Annotated in this window: 18 protein-coding genes and 2 pseudogenes; 15 read left to right on the forward strand and 5 right to left on the reverse strand. The window is 42.2% G+C overall.

Going from position 1 to position 21,257, the window contains the following annotated elements:
- Positions 1 to 11 precede the first annotated feature (11 nt).
- The 3 genes from IPL35_11085 to IPL35_11095 all read left to right on the forward strand — a co-directional run bounded on the left by IPL35_11085 (position 12) and on the right by IPL35_11095 (position 4,472).
- Positions 12 to 2,639 carry a redoxin domain-containing protein gene (locus IPL35_11085; protein MBK8443910.1) on the forward strand — a complete coding sequence of 876 codons (2,628 nt, stop codon included), beginning with the start codon at positions 12 to 14 and terminating at the stop codon, positions 2,637 to 2,639.
- Between the two features lie 72 nt (positions 2,640 to 2,711).
- Positions 2,712 to 3,812 carry a T9SS type A sorting domain-containing protein gene (locus IPL35_11090; protein ID MBK8443911.1) on the forward strand — a complete coding sequence of 367 codons (1,101 nt, stop codon included), beginning with the start codon at positions 2,712 to 2,714 and terminating at the stop codon, positions 3,810 to 3,812.
- A gap of 99 nt (positions 3,813 to 3,911) precedes the next feature.
- Positions 3,912 to 4,472 carry a cob(I)yrinic acid a,c-diamide adenosyltransferase gene (locus IPL35_11095; GenBank protein MBK8443912.1) on the forward strand — a complete coding sequence of 187 codons (561 nt, stop codon included), beginning with the start codon at positions 3,912 to 3,914 and terminating at the stop codon, positions 4,470 to 4,472.
- 18 nt (positions 4,473 to 4,490) lie between these two features.
- Here the strand turns inward: IPL35_11095 and IPL35_11100 are convergent, their stop codons facing one another.
- Positions 4,491 to 5,825: an HTTM domain-containing protein gene (locus IPL35_11100; protein MBK8443913.1), complete on the reverse strand. Its 1,335-nt coding sequence runs from the start codon at positions 5,823 to 5,825 to the stop codon at positions 4,491 to 4,493.
- 207 nt (positions 5,826 to 6,032) lie between these two features.
- On the opposite strand from IPL35_11100, the gene IPL35_11105 reads away from it, so the two are divergent.
- From IPL35_11105 to IPL35_11150, 10 genes and pseudogenes are all read left to right on the forward strand, one after another.
- Complete coding sequence (locus tag IPL35_11105; GenBank protein MBK8443914.1) at positions 6,033 to 7,592, forward strand: PDZ domain-containing protein; 1,560 nt, start codon at positions 6,033 to 6,035, stop codon at positions 7,590 to 7,592.
- Positions 7,593 to 7,914: 322 nt separating this feature from the next.
- Complete coding sequence (locus IPL35_11110) at positions 7,915 to 8,139, forward strand: DUF2795 domain-containing protein (protein ID MBK8443915.1); 225 nt, start codon at positions 7,915 to 7,917, stop codon at positions 8,137 to 8,139.
- Positions 8,140 to 8,262: 123 nt separating this feature from the next.
- Positions 8,263 to 9,171 (forward strand): annotated as a pseudogene (gene mazG / locus IPL35_11115) (nucleoside triphosphate pyrophosphohydrolase).
- 210 nt (positions 9,172 to 9,381) lie between these two features.
- Positions 9,382 to 10,194 (forward strand): hypothetical protein, encoded by an 813-nt coding sequence (locus IPL35_11120; GenBank protein ID MBK8443916.1) that lies wholly within the window; start codon positions 9,382 to 9,384, stop codon positions 10,192 to 10,194.
- 23 nt (positions 10,195 to 10,217) lie between these two features.
- The gene (locus tag IPL35_11125) at positions 10,218 to 11,048 is read left to right on the forward strand and encodes a hypothetical protein (protein MBK8443917.1); all 831 of its coding nucleotides are present in this window, start codon (positions 10,218 to 10,220) and stop codon (positions 11,046 to 11,048) included.
- A gap of 34 nt (positions 11,049 to 11,082) precedes the next feature.
- Positions 11,083 to 11,442 (forward strand): hypothetical protein, encoded by a 360-nt coding sequence (locus tag IPL35_11130; GenBank protein MBK8443918.1) that lies wholly within the window; start codon positions 11,083 to 11,085, stop codon positions 11,440 to 11,442.
- 5 nt (positions 11,443 to 11,447) lie between these two features.
- Positions 11,448 to 11,699 carry a T9SS type A sorting domain-containing protein gene (locus IPL35_11135; GenBank protein MBK8443919.1) on the forward strand — a complete coding sequence of 84 codons (252 nt, stop codon included), beginning with the start codon at positions 11,448 to 11,450 and terminating at the stop codon, positions 11,697 to 11,699.
- A 170-nt stretch (positions 11,700 to 11,869) separates the two neighbouring features.
- Entirely contained in the window at positions 11,870 to 12,334 is a 465-nt protein-coding gene (locus tag IPL35_11140; protein ID MBK8443920.1) for an NfeD family protein, read from the forward strand.
- Positions 12,335 to 12,505: 171 nt separating this feature from the next.
- Positions 12,506 to 13,480 (forward strand): ribosome small subunit-dependent GTPase A, encoded by a 975-nt coding sequence (gene rsgA / locus IPL35_11145; protein ID MBK8443921.1) that lies wholly within the window; start codon positions 12,506 to 12,508, stop codon positions 13,478 to 13,480.
- 43 nt (positions 13,481 to 13,523) lie between these two features.
- Positions 13,524 to 15,103, forward strand: a pseudogene (locus tag IPL35_11150) (FMN-binding glutamate synthase family protein).
- Between the two features lie 184 nt (positions 15,104 to 15,287).
- Here the strand turns inward: IPL35_11150 and IPL35_11155 are convergent.
- Both IPL35_11155 and IPL35_11160 read right to left on the reverse strand, forming a co-directional pair.
- Positions 15,288 to 15,983, reverse strand: a complete 696-nt coding sequence (locus IPL35_11155) for a CoA transferase subunit A (GenBank protein ID MBK8443922.1) — start codon at positions 15,981 to 15,983, stop codon at positions 15,288 to 15,290.
- A gap of 132 nt (positions 15,984 to 16,115) precedes the next feature.
- Positions 16,116 to 16,532: a DUF4296 domain-containing protein gene (locus tag IPL35_11160; protein MBK8443923.1), complete on the reverse strand. Its 417-nt coding sequence runs from the start codon at positions 16,530 to 16,532 to the stop codon at positions 16,116 to 16,118.
- Between the two features lie 33 nt (positions 16,533 to 16,565).
- Here IPL35_11160 and IPL35_11165 point away from each other — a divergent pair, with 33 nt between their 5' ends.
- Entirely contained in the window at positions 16,566 to 17,228 is a 663-nt protein-coding gene (locus IPL35_11165) for a YggS family pyridoxal phosphate-dependent enzyme (GenBank protein ID MBK8443924.1), read from the forward strand.
- A gap of 39 nt (positions 17,229 to 17,267) precedes the next feature.
- On the opposite strand, the gene IPL35_11170 is transcribed toward IPL35_11165, so the two are convergent.
- On the reverse strand, positions 17,268 to 19,124 hold the full coding sequence (locus tag IPL35_11170) for a tetratricopeptide repeat protein (protein MBK8443925.1): 1,857 nt from the start codon (positions 19,122 to 19,124) through the stop codon (positions 17,268 to 17,270).
- A 70-nt stretch (positions 19,125 to 19,194) separates the two neighbouring features.
- On the reverse strand, positions 19,195 to 19,677 hold the full coding sequence (gene folK, locus IPL35_11175) for a 2-amino-4-hydroxy-6-hydroxymethyldihydropteridine diphosphokinase (GenBank protein MBK8443926.1): 483 nt from the start codon (positions 19,675 to 19,677) through the stop codon (positions 19,195 to 19,197).
- Positions 19,678 to 19,919: 242 nt separating this feature from the next.
- On the opposite strand from folK, the gene IPL35_11180 reads away from it, so the two are divergent.
- On the forward strand, positions 19,920 to 21,230 hold the full coding sequence (locus tag IPL35_11180) for an amidohydrolase family protein (GenBank protein ID MBK8443927.1): 1,311 nt from the start codon (positions 19,920 to 19,922) through the stop codon (positions 21,228 to 21,230).
- The last annotated feature ends 27 nt before the right edge of the window (positions 21,231 to 21,257 follow it).

A 21,257-nucleotide genomic window follows, 5' to 3' on the forward strand; every position in this document is an offset into this window, starting at 1 on the left:
TATAAAAAAAGATGAAAAAAACTCTACATTTTGCGGTGTTTTGTATTCTGCTGCTGCTTTCTGCCCCCAATACACACGCTCAATTAGCCGATGGCAGCACTGCTCCTAATTTTACACTCACCGACCTCAATGGCAATACTCATCAACTTTATGATTATCTCAATCAGGGAAAATCAGTAATATTAGATTTTTTTGCGGTATGGTGTGGACCTTGTTGGCAATCTTATACAGACCCGCAAGGTATTAACGCCGCCTATGCACAATATGGACCGCAGGGAGATAATTCTGTGGTGTTTTTGGCTTTGGAATCTGATAATGCTACCAATAATACATTGAGCAATAATGGCTCTATAGGCAACTGGCTTTCTGTAACCAATATACCTATCATTAACAATACTCAAAATGTACCCAATCTGTATACTTTGACTTATTTTCCGACTGTATATATTGTGTGCCCCGATAAAAAAGTCTATGAAATCCCTTACGCCGATCCTGCTACCATCGGTTTTTATAAAAGTGCCGAATGTGCTACTGCATTAGGGGCTAATAATGCCGCTATCAGTTATTTGGGCGAAGATGCTTTTTGCAGTTCTTTTACTCCTATCATAGAACTGCAAAATAAAGGAACAAACCCGCTTACTTCGGTACAAATAACTGTAAAAAATGGCACACAGACCGTCCAAACTCTTAATTGGAGCGGCTCTTTGGCTACTTTTGCTTCGCAGCAAATTGCGCTCAATGCCATCAATGCCACCAATAATGTCGCTTTACAAGTTATTGCCGCCCAACCCAATGGACTTGCCGATGCAGACAACAGCAATAATCAAATCAATCTTACCGTTCAACATTCTACTGCTGCTAATCCTGTGACACTTCAACTACATACCGACTTTTGGCCCGAAGAAATTTCGTGGCAACTCAAAAATGATGCGGGAGCAGTGTTGTATCAAAATGGTGCTATGCAATGTAATCAAACTTATACCACCGATTTTGATTTAACGCAGTCCGGTTGTTATACTTTTGAAGTTCAGGACAGCTACGGTGATGGTATTCTCAACGAAATCGTAAACAGTAATTCGCATAGCTGCACCACCGGCAATCCTACTCAGGCAATGGGCAGTTTGGTTTTGAGCGATAACAACGGAACTGTTTTGTTTAATGAAATCGCTTATGGAATCGGCACTTCGTTTCGTTTTTATATTGATGCTGCTGTCATTTGCGAGCCTTTGTCGGTAGCTTTGCAAAATCCGCCCCTGCAAGTATGTGGTATGGCTATGCCTACTATTTTTACTGCTCCCGAAGGATATAGCAACTATCAGTGGACAGTAAATGGCGGTACTGTTATTGCCGACAGTAATCCCAACGACAATAGTATCAGCGTGGTGTGGTCGGTGCTGGGAGCAGCTACGGTGTCACTTTCTGTTACCGATGCCAACGGTTGTACCGGAACTACTTCCAATACAGTTTTTATCAACAGCATACCAACCGCCAACGCCGGAACTGATAAACAATTAACCTGCTCACAAACAAGTGTAGTATTAGGCACAACTGCACAAAGCGGATTTACTTATCAGTGGTCGGGACCGGATATCAATGATAGCAATAAAAATATGGCAATGCCTACCGTCAGTCAGGCAGGAACGTATCAGCTTACGGTATTTAACGGAACTTGTAATAGCAACGATCAGGTGTTGGTGTCTCAAAGTGCTAATGTTCCCTTGGCAGCGGCTGCCACACAAGGCATTATCACCTGCAACAATTCTACCGCCACGCTGCAATCGGTAGGCAGTAGCAGCGGTGCTAATATCACTTATCAATGGGCAACTCAAAACGGAAATATTGTTTCGGGAGCAAATGCCGCTAATGCAGTCGTCAATGAAGCCGGACAATATACGCTCACTGTTACCAATACCCAAAATGGTTGCAATGCTTCTGTTACCGTTAGCGTACAGGAAAATACAACACCTTATCAAACCAATACCTATTCGGCTATTTGCGAAGGTATTGTTGCTGCCGGTGATATTATTTTAAATCCTGCTCCCAATCAAATTGAAATATTAAATTTCAATAATTATACTCCCACTAATGGTCAAATTCCTCTTGATGAAGAAAGCACAATATTGACAGCCAAAAATGGTTGTGATTCTGTTATTACACATTATACCTATAATTATGTAATGTATTCCGAAAACAATATGACTTTACAAACCTGTAATAATGTAACTGCTAACTATGCCGGTTATAGTTTATCGGCTGCCAATACACATCATATTTATTATACCAATAATCAAAGCTGTATAGAAAATATTGAGCATGTAACTGTGAATACAGTAGCAGCAGTCAGCAGTGATATAACAATGGAAACTTGTGCGGGTGAGCCGGTGGCATTTATGGGGCAATTATTATATGGCGGTCAAAATGAGACTTTTGTTTTGCAGCAAACGGATAGCGGCTGCGATTCTATTGTTGTTATTCATGTGGTAGAAAAAGAGGCTTTGTCCGGTGCTGTGCAATTGAGTGTTTGTTCGGGCGAAAGCATTATTTTCAACAATACCGAATTGCAGGGCGGCCATGTGGAAACTTTTACATTTACTTCGGCTTGGGGCTGCTATTCTTTGTTGACGTTAAAGGTGAATTAATTACAAAGTTTTCAAACGGCTCTTACCTTAGAAACCTGTTCGGGCGAAAGTATCACTTTCAACAATACCGAATTGCAGGGCGGCGATGTGGAAACTTTTACATTTGCTTCGGCTTCGGGCTGCGATTCTTTGGTGACGGTGACGGTGAATGAATTACAAAGTTTTCAAACGGCTCTCACCTTAGAAACCTGTTCGGGCGAAAGCATTATCTTCAACAATACCGAATTGCAGGGCGGCGATGTGGAAACTTTTACTTTTGCTTCGGCTTCGGGCTGCGATTCTTTGGTGACGGTGACGGTGAATGAATTACAAAGTTTTCAAACGGCTCTTACCTTGGAAACCTGTGCGGGCGAAAGCATCATCTTCAACGATACCGAATTGCAGGGCGGCGATGTGGAAACTTTTACTTTTGCTTCGGCTTCGGGCTGCGATTCTTTGGTGACGGTGACGGTGAATGAATATATGCTGACCGTGAATGCCGGAAATGATGTGCAACTGCCGCTTACCGGAACAATTTCTCTTGTGCCTACCCTATCAGATAATCAAAATGAACTCGACATTACTTGGTATGGTGTAGGTATCCTTGCCGAAAATGCACATACAGCCACACAAATCATCAGCGAAGCCGGAACTTATGTACTCGAAATACAAAACAGCAATTTGGGCTGCACCGTCATAGATACTGTTGTTGTTGCTCCGCGCGATGCGGTGACGGTATTGCTCATCGACGATAATGTGTTACAAGCTCCCGAAGGCTACAGCTACCAATGGTATTTCAATGGCGAATTGATTGAAAATGCCGATGCTGCCACTTACACTGCACAGCAAAGCGGCAATTATTGGGTTGTCATTACTGATGCAGCGGGTTTCAGCAATAGCTCCGAGCCGATGCAAGTAAACGTGGTTGGGCTTCAAAATGATAATGAGATAATACTCCAAATAGCTCCGAATCCTTCGGGTGGTGTGTTTTATATTAATAGTTCACAGCCTTTGCTGGCGTGGGAATTATATAATGTATTGGGCGGATTAGTGTTGGAAAAACAATATTTTAACAATGTCGCCTTTGATGCAAATGTGGATATTTGCCATTTGCCCGATGGAATGTATTTCTTGCAATTATATCATACTTCAGTAGTAAGCACACAACATCTTATAGTAAAAACAGGAAAATAAGAGTTGTTTTTTTTTAAAAAACCTAAATTTTTTTATTCATAAAAAGGCAAAATAGGAAAATCACAACATCGTTTTTTTCCTTATTGATATAATGAATTGATGAAAATATACACCAAAACCGGCGATGATGGCAGCACCCAGCTTTTTGGCGGCGCACGTTTGCCCAAGCATCATCTGCGTATTGAAAGCTACGGCACAGTTGATGAACTTAACTCGCAAGTGGGGCTGCTGCGCGACCATCTCCAAGAGCCTTCTTTGCGTGCCGCCCTCGAAGCCATACAAAACCAACTGTTTGTAGTAGGAGCGATGCTTGCCACCGACCCGAACGCCAAAAATGCCAAACCGCCGCATATCGGCGAGCGACATATTGTTCTGCTCGAACAACAAATAGACGAAATGACCGAACAACTGCCGCCTTTGCGCCATTTTATTTTACCCGGCGGCGGCGTTCCTGTGTCTTTGTGCCATGTGGCGCGCTGTGTGTGCAGGCGTGCCGAGCGGTGTGTGGTGGCTCTTGCCGAAAGCGAACCAGTATCGCCGCTTGTTGTCCGCTACCTCAACCGCCTGTCGGATTATTTTTTTGTGTTGGCACGCTATGTTGCCCATATCTCCGGCGCAGAAGAGGTAATCTGGAAAAAGGAGGACGAAGCAGACGCATAAAAAAACGAAATGGTCAGGTTATTTCAAAGGATTTATCCACGAAAAATAGTTGTAATAATCCAAAGTTACCAAATTTTGAGTAGGCGAAATTGGTGCTTGGGAAGGGCGATTATTGAGCGATACTTCGTATTTTACAAAAATGGCGGGCTGTTGCATAATACCTTTTTCTTTTAAATTGGAGGCAATTTTTCTCCCTAACAACACAACCGTGCGCGGGTCTTCTTTCAAATACTTAAATTGCATCGTATTAATCATCTTTTCATAGCTAAGTTTCAGCCGTTTGCCGTTGGCTTCATCAATGGCAACAAACTCTATCGGTAAGGTCATCTGCTTTATCTGATTTTTCATACGCCACGAAAAACCACTGCCGATGGTATGCCACGAGGTATTGCCCGACAAAAAATAATTGCGCAACGGGAACAACAACTGAAAAGCAACATAGCTGCTCCATACAACTGCACTAAAACCCGATAAAGAAAATGCAGGCGGCGAACTAGCAGTGGCTGTTTTTGTAGCTGTTTTGCGCTTGCTGAACCAATGGCGATCGAGAAAATCCGGTTCAAAAAACATAAAAGTACTGAACAACATCACAAACGGAAAAATGCCGATGTCGTTGAACAAGTGCGAATTGGTGAGATTAAAAAATAATACCGACAAAAAGCCCAACCAGCGTGTGCGGCGATACATCAGCAAAAATACAATACCCAAATCGAAGAGCAGACCGCCCACACTAAAAAAATGCACCCAAATTTCTGATGTAAGTGCAGCGTGCAGGTTATTTTTTAAAATACTTCGTATCGGCTCTTGCCGCACCACCCAATCATAACTCGTCAATTTTACAACACCTCCATAAAAATATACCAAACCTATCTGAAACTGCAACAACATCAAGTATAGACGCGGAATATAATTGCCTTGCTGCGGCTTTTTGTCTATATAATTTTGAACCGAAAAATTCGCTTCTATCGGCATTGCACTCATCAGCAATGCCAGCAGCGAAAATAAATAAAAGTGATTATTGAAAAAAGAACGGTCTAATAAAATCAGATACAAATACGCTACTCCAAAAAATGCCGCCGCCCAACGGCTTTTCCAGCCTATTGTTATCAGCACCGCCGCCGCCAACATAAGGTACGGCAAAGCCAGCATCAAAGGAGCAGGCAAAGGGCGCAGCCACTCCAAATAATCAAACGGAAACAAAACCTGCGGCAACAAAAATCCTTTTCGTATCCACTCAATACCGATATAATACAGCATTTCTATGATCATAAAAACGCCATAAACGATACGAAATACCGACACATGTGTAGCCGATACAGGCTGACATACTAAAGAACGCAAACGATTGAACACGGCAGTTGATATTGAAAACTATAAAAAAACAATTTGTACTATTTATAATAAGCAGTGCTAAAAATACGAATTTCATTTTTTATGATTTTTAAAAAATTGATTTAACACACTTTAACACCACTTTAAAACTCCTTTAATACCTTTCAAGCAACAAATCATATTAACTTTGGACATCAAATTCAATGATTCAATTTTCTCTTTATTGTTATGAATAAATTAATGATAATGGTGGTTTGGTGGAGTGTTTCTTTTTTGCCAAGCTACGCACAAAACGAAAGCCGTGTTTTACACTTGAATATTGAAAAAAATGAAAACGGCGAAACAGTAAAAATAGATACCACTATTGAATTGGGGGAATTGGAGCAGGATATGCAAACCCTGTTGCGCAATTTTGGCTTTGACAACGAAGGTATGTTATCGTGGGAGCAGTCGCCTTTTGGGTTTGAAGTCCCCGACAAGGATTTGTTTTTTAATTTTAATACGGACAGCCTGATGCAGCAGGAAGAACGCCCCTTTATGGGTGTAACCTTAGTGCAGGAGCAAAATATTGAAAATACAGATGGCGGCTCGCCCAAAGGCAGCACTTCGGTGCGCATTGAAAGCGTAATGAAAGACGGAGCCGCCGAACTCGCCGGCGTACAAAACGGCGATGAAATTATCGCCATTGACGGGGTGGCGATGAACGAAGTGAAAGATGTAATTGATTATGTGCAAAGCAAAAAAGTAGGAGAGGTGCTGCAACTCAGTCTGCGCCGAAATGGTCAAATGCTTACTTTGTCACTTACCCTCAAAACCCGCTCCGGCACTTTGGGCAGCAATATGTTGCCTCCCGCTTTTCACAATTTCCCCTTTTTTAGAGGAAATGATTTTGAGTGGCACGCACAACCCGACCCGAAAAGTGGCGGCAACTGCCATACCCCAAAACGTAGAGGCGGCAACTGTGGCGGCACTTGCAAAGATATGATGTGCAGCCCGCCCAACGGAAAAGTAATGCTCGGCATTATTCCCAAACCCATCAGTGACGACATCAAAGCGCAATCGCAACTCAACAACCGCTTGGGCGTGTATGTAGAAGAAGTGTTGCCCAATAGTGCCGCCGAAGCAGCCAAATTGCAACAAGGCGATATTATTCTCGAAATTAATGACACCGATGTCAATAACAACTACGGCTTAATGGAAATATTGAGCCAATACGAACCCAACGAAAAAATAAAAATAATCATCTGGCGCAACGGCAAAAAACAAAAACTCACTGCCACCTTACAGGCACGCCCCGCCCCACAACAACGCCACCCAGACGATATTTATTTCTTTGATGAAAAAAGTGACGAAAATGGAGCAACAGAAACACCCGATAAAAAAGTGTTGCGCAAAGAAATCATAATTCGTGAAGATGAAAACGCCGCCACCTCACAACAAAGAAACATCACCATTGAGGATTGGAAGGAAAGCGACATACAGCAATGGATAGATAAAAACAATACCGCCCCTTCTGAAAATTCTGATGTATTGTTGCTGCAAGAACTGAGCTATTATCCCAACCCCAACCAAGGCGCGTTTACGCTGCATTTTCGCTCCGCCGACAACAATGCTGTGCGAGTGCGCATCATGAATATGCAAGGCAGAGAAATATTTATTGAGCATTTAGAACCCTTTGAAGGCGAATATCACCGCGATATAGAGATGAACCGAGTTGCTGCCGGTGTGTATCTGCTTCAAATAGAACAAGGCGGGAGGGTATTTAGCAAAAAAATTATTGTTAAATAATTGATTCTGTGAACTACACAAAAAACCTTTATTCCCTTATTCAACCGTATTTTTTTTAAATGGTTATAAGTTTTTAGGTGATTCTTTATTTTGATAAAACGGCTTCCTATTGGATACAATAGGAGCCGTTTTTATATATTATTGAATATAAAATGGTTAGTAATAATAATTTTTTTTCAAAAAAAACAAAAAATTGAAACTTTTTATAAAATACCTTTATTTTGTAAATAAAAACAAAAGAAGTCTTTGTTTTTGGTATGATAACTGAAAATAAAGAGACTATTACTACTTTTTTTATTTATCACAAATTTAATTTTAGAATATGTATTGGACACTAGAATTAGCATCGTATCTGGAAGATGCTCCTTGGCCGGCCACCAAAGATGAATTGATAGATTTTGCCATTCGTTCCGGCGCACCGATTGAAGTAATTGAAAATTTGCAGGAATTAGATGACGAACCCGGAGAGTTTTTTGAATCTATCGAAGATATTTGGCCAGACTATCCCACTCAGGAGGATTTCTTCTTTCACGAAGATGAACACTAAAAAAAATATTTTATGAATATCTGTATTGCCGACTGATTACCTGTCGGCTGCTGATGAGGATAAGCAAAAACAAAAATTGCGTCAATAAAAAATATTTGATTTTGTTGCAAAAGAGCAAGCGGTATGATTTTATGCCGCTTGCTCTTTTATTTTTATACCATAAAAAAATGCCGCTTTTATAACCTATTTTTGCAAAGTATAATCTGTTTTTTTTACAGTAAACAAAATAGAAAAACAACATGCCCCTTTGTTTCTACCCGTTTAGCAGCCTTTGAGCGTTTGCTCCAAATTATGAACGACCTACGCTAAAAATGCCCCTGGGATCGAAAACAAACCCTCGAAACCCTCCGCTTGCTCACCATTGAAGAAACTTACGAACTCGCCGATGCCATTACTGCCAACGATTTAAAAAATTTGGAGGAAGAACTCGGTGACTTATTGCTTCACATTGTGTTTTATGCCAAAATCGGTGAGGAGCAGGGCGTTTTTGATATAGAAAGTATTATGAATAAATTGTGTGATAAACTCATTCGCCGCCACCCCCACATCTACGGCAATGTACAAGCCGAATCCGTGGAGGCGGTACTCAATAATTGGGAAAAAATAAAATTGCAGGAAAAAAGCGGCTCAAAAAAATCGGTGCTGCAAGGTGTTCCTGTGGCTTTGCCCGCCCTGCCCAAAGCCTTGCGCATACAGGAAAAAGCCGCCAAAGTGGGCTTTGAGTGGGATACCAAAGAGCAAGTGTGGGATAAAGTATTGGAAGAAATCAATGAACTCGCCGAAGCCGTAGCCAAGCAAGATGCCGCACAACAACACCAAGAGTTTGGCGATGTGCTGTTTGCTTTAGCCAACTACGCCCGCTTTATTAATATTGACCCCGAAAATGCCCTCAACAGTACCAACCATAAATTTATACGCCGCTTTCAGGAAATAGAACGCATTGCACAAGAACAAAATAAAAATCTCGAAGATATGAGCCTCACAGAGATGGACGCAATCTGGAATGAAATAAAAGCGAAGGAAAAGCACTAAAAAAAGGTTCAATACAGCAATTAAATTTTATTTTTAATAAATTGTATAATTATATAATATTGATAATCATTTAGTTGAATACTTAAAGACTTTTTTCATAAAAAGAAAGATATAGTTTAAAAAATATAAATATTAGATTTGTTGGACTGTAAACTTTATATGTATATGAAAAAAGTAAGTTTAACAAAAATATTTTTCCTGGTAGCTACATTGTGTTGCTCTATCCTTGTACAAGCACAACAGGTAGGTGTCAATACAGAAAACCCGGATTCTTCATCTATTTTGGATATAGTATCCAACGGTCATGGCATTTTGTTGCCCCGCCTGAGCGATTTTGAGCGCGACGCTATCGTAAATCCGGCAGAGGGATTGATGGTTTTTTGCACTTCGCGCAATTGCCTCAATATTTATAATGGCACGCATTGGAATGAAATATGCGGCAGCGATGCCCCCTCCGGCTTTCAGTGTGGCGATACCTTCATTGACCCGCGTGACGGACAGGCATATCCTACCGTACAAATCGGCACACAATGTTGGTTGGCGAAAAACCTCAATTATAGTGTAAGCGGAGCAATAGCAGGCACCGGCGTGTATTCGCCGGATAGTGTGGGTTTATTCTATAATTGGACTACTGCTATGCAAGGCTATCCCGCCACCAACGGCATACCCGGCACCACGCAAGGCGTATGTCCCCCGGGTTGGCACTTGCCCACCCGCGATGAATTTACGACACTCAACACCATCATCGGCAACAATGGTAATTCCCTCAAAGCTATAGGTGAGGGTGTAGCTCCTTATGGGCAAGGCACTAATACCACCGGATTTACTGCTTATTTGACAGGATACTATTATGTGGGTACTTTTGCCTCTAATAATTCAAGTACCTATTTGTGGAGTAGCACTATGGGTACTACTTCTTCCCGTGCCTGGGCGAGGACATTAGCAAGTAGTGTTGCTGATTTTGTTGAATCCGATACTTTTCAGCCTATATCATATTGTGTGCGTTGCATTCGTAATTATTGATTTTTACCCTATTTTCCTGAATTATGAAATATTGTTTTTTACTTTTAATTACTTGCATCTGTGTCAATAATATTTCGGCACAAAGTTTAAATATCAATACTGCCCCCGACACTTTGGCTTTGCTCAATGCAGTATCTGACAGCAAGGGCGTTTTGTTTCCGCGCCTTACTGCTGCCGAACGCGATGCCATCGTTGCGCCTGCCGAGGGTTTGATGATTTATTGTTTAAGTTCACATTGTCTGAATATTTATTTCGGCGGTGCATGGAACGAGTTGTGTGGTATGCAAGCACCTTTGGCACATACCTGCGGCGATACCCTGATTGATTTAAGAGATGGAAAGGCTTATCCTACCGTGCAAATTGGTACGCAATGCTGGACGGCAAAGAACTTGGAGTACGAAATAACGGGGGCTATTGCTGGAACAGGAATTTACGACCCTGCTATTACGGGACTTTTTTATAATTGGTCCACCATGATGCAAGGCAGCCCCAGTCAAGACGGAGTACCCGGCACTGTGCAAGGTGTATGCCCTCCCGATTGGCACATACCCACACAAAGCGAATGGGATTTGCTCGAAACTGCCGTAAACGGTAATGGCAATGCGCTCAAAGCAATTGGGCAGGGAGTAGCCTCTGGAGAAGGCACCAATACTTCGGGTTTTAGTGCCATCTTGACGGGGTTTGCTACAGATACTAACAATTTCATACAAGGTACTTCTACTGCTCCTTTTTGGTCGGCTACGGTAGCTGCTAATCCTTATTACCGCTACCTAGCCTACAATAACGGAAATTTTGTGGAGGCTACCAATATGCTTGCCACCTTTTACCTTCCGGTACGTTGTATTAAAGATTGATATTTTTTATAAAATTATTTAAAACTTTATAAAAATGATGAAATATTTATACTTATACATTATTACCATATTTTTATTCAAAATACAGAATGTTCAAGCACAGAGTGTTGGTATCAATACCACAGAACCCGATGCTTCTGCTATTTTGGATATAGTTTCAAACAATAAAGGCGTTTTAATTCCCCGTCTTACCGCCGTGGAGCGAGACTCTTTGGATAATATTCCTTTGGGGCTGACTATTTATTGTACTACCTCCAACTGCCTCAATGTATATAATGGCTCTAAGTGGAAGCAACTCTGCTCCGATGCACCTGCCGCTATGCCGCCTGCCGCACCGCGCAAAATAGCTATAAGTTTGCTGCCACAGATGTTGAGGAAAACGAAATTTCTTTGATTATCATGGAAGTAGCTCCTAACCCCGTCAGCGACAAATTGAATATAAAGGCAATACTTAGCCAACAGCAAGCACAAATGATGGTACAGATAAACGACCTCAACGGCAAGCTGATGAGCTTGCAAAGCATGAAAAACTTACAAAGCGGTGAACATCTGTTTACTATAAACACTAAAAACTGGCAAAGTGGCTTATATGTTTTGACGCTGTACAATGAGCATTTTTCAAAGAGTACACAAATTTTAATACAGCATTAGTATTTTTTTATACAATAAAGAAGCGGCAAATACAACTTTTGCCGCTTCTTTCGTTTTAAAAAACCCATATAAATTCTATTTTTGTAAAAAATAAATGGTGCTTTTGTAATGATTTAAGTAATAAATATGTTCTGTATATTTGTATTCAACAACATAAAACTGTTTTTTATATGACATTCCTTCAAATCATCTTGATTATTTTAGTAGGGATTATATTATTACTCGTAGAACTGTTCATTTTTACCGGCTCTACTATTGCTGGCGTGGCGGGTACCATTTTATGGGTGGTGGGCGTAGTCGCTTTCTATTATTATTATGGTACTGTAATGGGGCATTGGGCTTTGGGAATCAGTTTGCTGCTCGGTATAGGGCTGGCAGTGGCTACCGGTCGTTGGCTCGGGAAACGAGATGTAGGGCTGACAAAAACACTTGACGGAAAAATGAATACAACCCCCCAAGACGAATTAGAAACAGGTATGCAGGGTGTAGCTTTCAGCGATTTAAAACCTTACGGAAAAGTTACTATTTCAGGAAAAATTTATGATGTACATTCCGAAGGAGGATATATTTCCAAAGGTACGCAAGTAAGTATCAGCAATATTACACCGCAGGAAATTGTTGTGAAAAGCGTATAAAAAGGCAGATACACTCCACCTGTGAAATGTTTTTATATACTTATTTTTTATATCAATAAAAATGAAATAAAGAAATGAAGAGAAAAATTTTGATAAACACTATTTTTTTACCTTAATTTACGCAAAATTTGTTTGTCATTATTTTTTCTTCTAACTACTCTTATTCTTATTTTGTCAAAAGTAAATACTACTGATACTTTAAAATCTGCTCTTAAAGCGCGCGTGTTTTCTTCTACGGGGTCGTGGTACTATGCACGCAGCAACGACGAGCGCGAGTGGCAATGTAGGCTCAAAGGCAACCTGCGGCTCAAAGAGGCTCTTTTTACCAATCCAGTGGCAGTGGGCGATTGGGTGTATATAGAGCCGGAAACAAATCATGCGGCGGCGGCTACTATCAGCGAAGTCCTCGACCGCAACAATTATATCATACGACAGTCGCCGCGCAACGAGCACAAAAGCCATATTTTAGCTTCTAATATTGATGAGGCTCTCCTGATTACCTCTTTGCGCAGCCCGCGTACTTCTTTGGGCTTTATTGACCGCTTTTTGGTTACTGCCGAAATGTTTCATATTCCCGTTTCTATTATTGTCAATAAAAAAGATTTGTATAATAAAGACGAACTGGCAGTTTTTGAACAATGGCGTGCTATTTATGAGCCTTTGGGCTATCGTGTGTTTTTGTTTTCGGCAATGGATAAAGCAGATATTGATAAAGTAAAACGCATTATCACCGGAAAAACCAGCCTCTTTGCAGGGCACTCCGGTGTAGGAAAATCAACCATTATCAATGCCATTATTCCCGAAGCACAGCAAAAAACCCGCGCTATTTCGGATTATACCGACAAAGGCATGCACACGACCACTTATACTATTATGTTCCGCGCACCTTTGCAAAGCAGTATTTTTGATAGCTTTATTATTGATACTCCCGGCGTAAAAGAATGGCAGCCTACCGAAGTACAACAAGATGAAATTTCGCATTATTTTCCTGAAATGCGCTCTTTAATCGGTAAATGCCGTTTCAATAATTGCTTACATATCAACGAACCGCATTGTGCGGTGACTGCTGCCGTAGAAGACGGAACCATTGCAGCTTCGCGCTACCACAGCTATACGGGTATCGTATATCCCGAAGATTATACTTAAACCCTCCTTTTTTATTTCACGTTTGGTTTGCTATTGATTTTATATGCGTAATGAATTTGTATTTATCAGTACCCTGTTTATTGTGGGTGTGCTGCTTTTGGGATATTTTGTGTCGCCGAAGTGGTGGTGGGCATTGGCAATTATTGTACCCTTAGTAATAGGAGGTATTTATGATATGACCCAATCGCGCCGCGCCATTGTGCGCAATTTTCCACTCTTGGGCAGAAGCCGCTATTTGATGGAAGAATTGCGCCCCAAATTTTATCAGTATTTTATAGAATCGGATATTGATGGTCGTCCTTTTAACCGTATTACGCGCTCTATTGTATATCAACGCGCCAAAAAAGAATTGGATACCACACCTTTCGGCACTCAATTAGATACCTACGCCGAAGGCTATGAATGGATGCAACATTCTATTGCTGCCATTAATCATCACGCCGCCGAAGTTCCGCGCACACGCATCGGTGGAGCAGCCTGCACTCAACCTTATATGGCGAGTATTCTGAATGTATCGGCGATGAGCTTCGGTTCATTGAGCAAAAATGCACAACTTGCACTCAATACAGGAGCTAAAATAGGAAATTTTGCCCACAATACCGGCGAAGGCGGTATCAGTCCTTATCATTTGGAAGCCGGCGGCGACCTCATTTATCAAGTGGGTACGGGCTATTTCGGCAGCCGCGATCATGATGGAAATTTTTCTTTGGAACAATTTGCCGAAAAAATGCGCTATCCGCAGGTGCGTATGGCTGAACTCAAATTGTCGCAAGGCGCAAAACCCGGACACGGTGGTATTTTACCCGCCAAAAATACACCCGAAATTGCCGCTATTCGCGGCGTAAAACCCTATACCGAAGTACTTTCGCCTCGGCGCATACTGCATTTTCTACGCCCTTGGAATTGTTGCAACTGATAGGGCGTATGCGCGAAGCCGGCGGCGGAAAACCGATAGGCTTTAAACTTTGTATCGGCAGCAAAAAAGAGTTCATCGCTATTTGCAAAGCTATGATACAATGTGGTATCAAACCCGATTTTATTACCATAGACGGCGGCGAGGGTGGCACTGGTGCAGCTCCTTTGGAGTTTTCCAATTCGGTGGGTATGCCCTACCGCGAAGGACTTGCTTTTGCTTACAATGTGTTGCAGGGCTTTGATTTAAAGAAAGATATTACGCTGATAGCTTCGGGAAAAATTGTCAGCGGTTTTGATATGATACGTGCCTTTGCTTTGGGAGCAGATGCCTGCAACAGTGCGCGGGCGATGATGATGGCTTTGGGCTGTATTCAGGCTTTGGAGTGCAATGCCAATACCTGCCCCACAGGTGTAGCAACACAAGACCCCGAATTGGTAAAGGGATTGGTGGTCAGCAACAAAAAAGAGCGTGTGGCTAACTATCACCGCGAAACAATAAAAAGTTTTATGGAACTAATGGCTGCCGCCGGATTGCACGATACACATCTTATCAATCGCCACTTATTGATGCGCCGCGTAACGATGAGCGAAGTAAAAACCTATGCCGAATTGTATCCTTATATTCCGGTGGGCTGTTTGCTGAGTGCCGCTACTGTTCCCGAAGCATACCGCCACGACTGGGAAGCCGCCGTTCCTGAGCATTTTTAGCAAAAAAATATTCTTTCATTGCTATAAAAATACTTTTGAACATAGATTTGATGAATGGAACGGATTTTCACAGATAAAAATCTGTGATTATTCGCTAAATCAGTTTTATCTGTGTTCCATCTTTTTGCTATAAATGGAAAATAATTTCTGAATAAAGTACCTGTGTTTTATATTCAGAGCCGCGCTATGCTTTGCGGACGGTGCGCTGTTCGATGCGTTTTTCATAATCAGTGCCCTGAAAAATGCGCTTTACAAAAATACCCGGCGTGTGGATATGGTCGGGGTCTAATGCTCCTATTGGTACTAATTCTTCTACTTCGGCAATGGTGATTCTTCCGGCGGTTGCCATCATCGGGTTGAAATTGCGGGCGGTGTATTTGAATACCAAGTTGCCCAGCGCATCGCCTTTCCAAGCCTTTATGATAGCGAAGTCGGCGGTTAAGCCACTTTCCAGCACATACTTACGCCCGTTGATTTCGCGTATTTCTTTGCCCTCTGCTACTTCTGTGCCGTAGCCGGTGCGGGTAAAAAACGCAGCAATACCCGCCCCACCTGCGCGGATACGCTCCGCCAATGTGCCCTGCGGTGTGAGTTCTACTTCCAACTCGCCCGACAATAACTGACGTTCAAATTCGGCATTTTCGCCCACATAGCTCGATATCATTTTTTTGATTTGGCGCGTTTTCAGCAGCAAACCCAAGCCAAAATCGTCCACACCGGCATTGTTGGAAATACAGGTCAGCCCGCTCACTCCTTTGCGCACCAAAGCAGCGATAGCGTTTTCGGGAATACCGCACAAACCAAAACCACCGAGCATTAGCGTAGTGTGGTCGGGAATATCAAAAATTGCCGCATCGGCATTTGCATACACTTTATTCATAAAAAAATAATTTCGCAGATGTATCGTGATAAAATGAAATTCAATCCGTTTTTTTAAAAATCAAAATGATAAAAAAAGGAACGCAATGTTACAAAAAAATATCGTGTATGTCAAACAAAATGATGTCATTTTTTAATCGTTTTTAGCTTCGCGGCGCGAGAGTTCTTCCATTACACGGTCGTAAATGCGCTCCATTTTATCCGCCTGACTGCTGTAATAAATAAAAGAATTTTTAAAATCTTCTATTTTCACCGAAGGGTGGTGTTGCATTACCCAAGCATACATCTGCTCTTTGGAATAGGGCAGTTGAGTGGCGTTTTTGTGATCTTTATAGGCGGCTTCCAGCAAATGAATGTCTGCCAAAATCTGAATTAAAGTGTCTTCGGCTATCAAATTTGCAGGCGGCGCAGGTGCGGGCGTATTGGCAGCAGGACGACAGGCATCTGTAAACAAAACGGCAAGCGCAACAACAAATAATAAAAAATATTGCTTCACCACGCGGAATATAGGTGATGATATTGAGCATTGAGCAGTTGAGTTTTGCAACAAGTTTGTAATTTTGGGTTTTGAAGTTGATTGATGATGGCAAATATGGCAATATTTCGGCAAATAAAAGCTGAATTGGAAGAAAAAGGTGCGCGGTTGGTGGCGGTGTCTAAAACCCGTACAACTGCCGAGATAATGGAACTGTATGCAGCAGGGCAGCGCATTTTTGGCGAAAACCGTGTGCAGGAAATGGTGCAAAAATATGAGCAACTGCCCAAAGATATTGAGTGGCATTTGATTGGTCATTTGCAAAATAACAAAGTGAAATATATTGCGCCGTGGGTGGCTTTGATACATTCGGCAGACAGCCTTCAATTGCTCCAAACTATCAATAAGGAAGCTGCACGGCAACACCGCCGTATTGATTGCCTTTTGCAGTTTCATATTGCTCAGGAGGAAAGCAAATACGGCTTTACTTTTGCCGAAGTGGAGGCTTTGTTGGAGTCGGAGGCATTGGCGGCATTGCAGCATATTCGCATCAGTGGCGTAATGGCAATGGCTACTTTTACCGATGATGTAGCGCAGATACGCCGCGAATTTGCCACTTTACAGCAGTATTACCGACAACTGAAACAGCGTTTTTTTTCCAAAAATGACGATTTTAAAGAAATTTCTATGGGTATGTCGGGTGATTATAATATAGCTATCGAAGAAGGTTCTACGATGGTGCGTATCGGCAGTTTGTTGTTTGAAGAATAATAAAAAATTTTTCAAATACGAAATAGACTATTTTTTGCTTTAATTTAGTTCATCGCCGCGCAATTTGCGGTAGCGTTTGCGGGCTTCTACGGTGTAGAGGCTGCCCGCATAATCCACTATTATTTTTTCGTACAACTCCATCGCTTTTACTTTATCTTTAAAATATTGCTCCTGCAATTCGGCATTTTCAAAAATAGCATCATCAGCCAAAATATCTTCGGCAAAGCCATTGGCTACCTGCTCCCAATATTGATAGGCATTTTCGTATTGGCGTTGGCGATAAGCAATTTTGCCGCGTCTGAACAATATATCATCTGCCAAAGCATGTCCCGGGTACAAGTTTTCGAGGCTGTCGAGGGTGCGCAAGGATTCCTGCATTTTATTTTGAAACATCAATAAATCGGCGCGTGCAAAGTAGCCCATCGCTTCCATCGTGCTGTCCATACCGCTATTGTCCAAAATAAATACCGACAACTCCAAAGCATCGTTGGCGATAAGCTCGGAGGTGGAGGCTTTGAGAACATCTAATTGCGAAGCCGCCCACTCAAAGTCGCCGTTGAAATAAGCGAGGCGGGCATTGCGAAAGCGGGCATCTTCGCCCAAAATATCTTCTTTAAAATCTTTATCTACCTGCATATAATACAAAGCCGCCTCCCACACATCGCCTTGCATAATGTAATAATCGCCGAGTTCTAATTTGGCTTGTCCGCGCAATACACCATTGACGGCGGGCATCACGATTAAGTTTTCAAGCAGCGCAATGGCAGCATCTAAATCGTGAATATAAAGTGCGTATAAACGGGCGAGATTGCGCATAACAATGGCGGTGGACGGCAAACGACCCAGTTCGTCTAAAATTGCCAGATAATTTTGCTCCATACTTTTTAAATCATCGGCGGTATAATCTATCGTGTTTTCGAGGCGTTGCATTTGGGTATTTGCCAATGCTGTGCGTGCCATACTGTATGTAGCAGTGCCTTTGCCTTTCGCAATTACATATTCGTAAGCCTCAATAGCGGGCACATAGTCTTTTTCCAAAGCCGCACTTTGCGCCAACTCAAACACGCGCTTGCCATCTTCCTGAAAACGGCGGTCTAAGGCTTTTACCTGCACAAATGCCGATTCGTAGTCTTTTTGTTGCAGAAAAAACCAAATCAGCAAATTGGTATAAGGCACATCATTGCCGTTTTCGTTTTGTACGCGCCTGTAAATTTGGGCTTCTAAATAATCGCGGTGTTCTTCAATAGGAATAATACGCTGAAATTCGTTTTTGGCGAGTTGCATATTATTGTCGCTCATCGAAGCGTACTCCAAAAGCGCATCGGTCATTTCTTTAAATTTTCCCTGCTTTTTATAAGCCTGTGCCAGCTCGTAAGAAAAAGCAGTGGGGTCTTTGAGCAAATCGCGGGCTTTGAGATAGGTGGCGAGCATATAATCGCTCAGTTCGTAGCTGCCGAAAGAGTTGGCAACCGAATAGGCTTGCGGCACATTACTTTTGGTGATGCCGTCCAATGCTTTTTTAAAAGCTGCTTCCGCCTCTTCATTTTTTTGTTGCTGTAAATATAAATACCCCAAATCAATCCAACCGACCAAATTATCCTGATCTTTATTTTTGAGTGTTTTGCGGATAAGTTTTTCGGCGGTGTCGTATTGTTTTACATATATCATACAGCGGAAATAATTGTAATAATAAAGACCGTTAGTGTTGTTGGCTTCGTACAATTTTTTGTACAAAGGCAGGGCTTTTTCGTATTCGCCGCTTTGAAAGTACTGCTGCGCCAGTTTCACATCTTGGTCCACCGCCGTTACAGTAGGTGTTTGTTGTGCAAATACCCACGTATCGGCAAAGACGATGCTGCACAGGCACATCAACAAACGTATCAAAAAATTATTCATTTCTTTTATGGTTAAAAAATCCTTTTTAATAGTTATATAAGAAAATAACTGCTTTTTGATTTTTTTTTCATTACTGCCAACGCCGCACCTCCGAAGTATCGCGGCAGTGGGCGAGCAATTGGGCGCAAGTGCGGTGCAATAAAGGATGCGAGAGATTGGGTGCAATGTCGCACAAAGGTTGCAACGCAAAACGCCGCTCGTGCAACAAAGGGTGGGGGAGGGTCAAATCGGAATGTTGCACAACAACATCATCATACAGCAACAAATCAATATCAATAATGCGCTGCCCCCATTTTTCGCGGCGTACCCTTCCCATTTGCTGCTCAATGCGCAAGGCGGCGGCGAGAGCTTCGTGCGGAGATAGGGTAGTGTTTAGCCATAAAGCCTGATTCAAAAAAGCAGCTTGTTGCGTATTGCCCCAAGGTGCGGTTTCGTACACCGCCGATACCGCCGCTATGCTCCCCACCTGCTGCGATAAATACTGTGCCGCCTGACGAAGCCGATAGTGCCGCTTTCCCATATTTCCGCCGATTAAAATATATAAATTTGCCATCAAGAGATATTACAAAACGAAGTTCAAACTCCTTACAACTTCAATATTACCCATTTTTTATATTTAATTATAAAAAAAATGACAGTAAAACGTTTTTTATAAGACAATTTTTTCGTCGCACGTTACTCAAAAGCTGCATTTTTATCATTGGCTTTCATAAAAAATAAACCGCCGAATGAGCAAGTTGTTGTATTTTCGTTTTTTGATTTATCATCTTTTTTTGTTTTTTTCTTTTTCGCGATATGAAATTAAATGTTCGTCTGTTGCTGATAAATGTGCTTGTTTTTTTTGCACAAGCTACCGCACAAGCTCAAAACTGGATACCTGCACCGGGTAAATTGCTCGAAGGCAAAACCTATATTATGAATGCAACGCTTCATTTAGGAAACGGAAAAGTAATTCCGAATGGTGTGCTGGGTATGGAAAACGGGCGTATTATTCTGGTTGCCGATGCTACCGTTATACGCCTCAATATGAGCGATGCCAAAACGATTGATGCTTATGGAAAACATGTGTATCCGGCACTTATATCGCCCAACAGCATTTTGGGCTTGAGTGAAACGGGGGCGGTGCGTGCCCAGCGCGACTACTACGAAGTAGGCGATTATAACTCAAATGTGCGTGCCCTGATTGCCTACAACACCGACAGTCAAATTACGCCCACCGTGCGCTCCAACGGCGTGCTGATGGCGCAAATTGTGCCGCAGGGCGGACGCATCAGCGGTACTTCTTCGGTGGTGCAGTTAGATGCGTGGAATTGGGAAGATGCCGCCGTGAAAGCAGATGAAGGTATGTGGCTCTCTTTTCCTTCTTTGTACGAATACGAAGAGGGGCGCATTGTGCCTTCCAAAAAATACGAACAGCAATTACAGGAGTTGGAGCAATTTTTTACCGAAGCCGCAAATTATTGTCAAGCACCTTCTGATTATCCGCAAAACCTCAAATTTGAGGCGATGTGCGGTGTTTTTGAGGGTAGTAAAAAACTGTATATCCGCGCCAATCTGACCAAAGAAATTATGGCAGCAGTGCAGTTCGCGAAGCGTCATCAGGTGAAAATGGTGCTGGCAGAAGGAGCAGAAAGTTGGTTAGTTGCCGATATACTCAAAGAAAACGATATTCCGGTCATTATTCAGAAAACACATCAGTTGCCGCGCCGCAATGACGACGATATTGATATTTTTTACAAACTGCCCGCTTTGCTCCAAAATGCGGGCGTATTGTACGCTGTTTCGGCAGAAAACGACAGTGGCGAGCAGCGTAATTTAGCTTTTACGGCGGGTAAGGCGGTGGCTTACGGGCTGACCAAAGAACAGGCTTTGAGTGCCATTACTTCCAATACGGCGGCTATTTTGGGCATTGATGCCGCTTATGGAACTTTGGAACAAGGAAAACAGGCTTCTTTTATCATTTCCCAAGGCGATGTTTTAGACCCAATGACCCAACATATTGAGCGGGCTTTTATAGACGGACGGGAGGTGAATTTGGAAAATAAACAAAAAGACCTGTATCATAAATATATGAACAAGTATAATTTGCCTGAAAAGCAAAACTAAATAAACCAAACTGAAAAGGGTAATAAA

Source organism: Sphingobacteriales bacterium, assembly GCA_016711285.1.
Lineage (GTDB): Bacteria > Bacteroidota > Bacteroidia > Chitinophagales > UBA2359 > JADJTG01.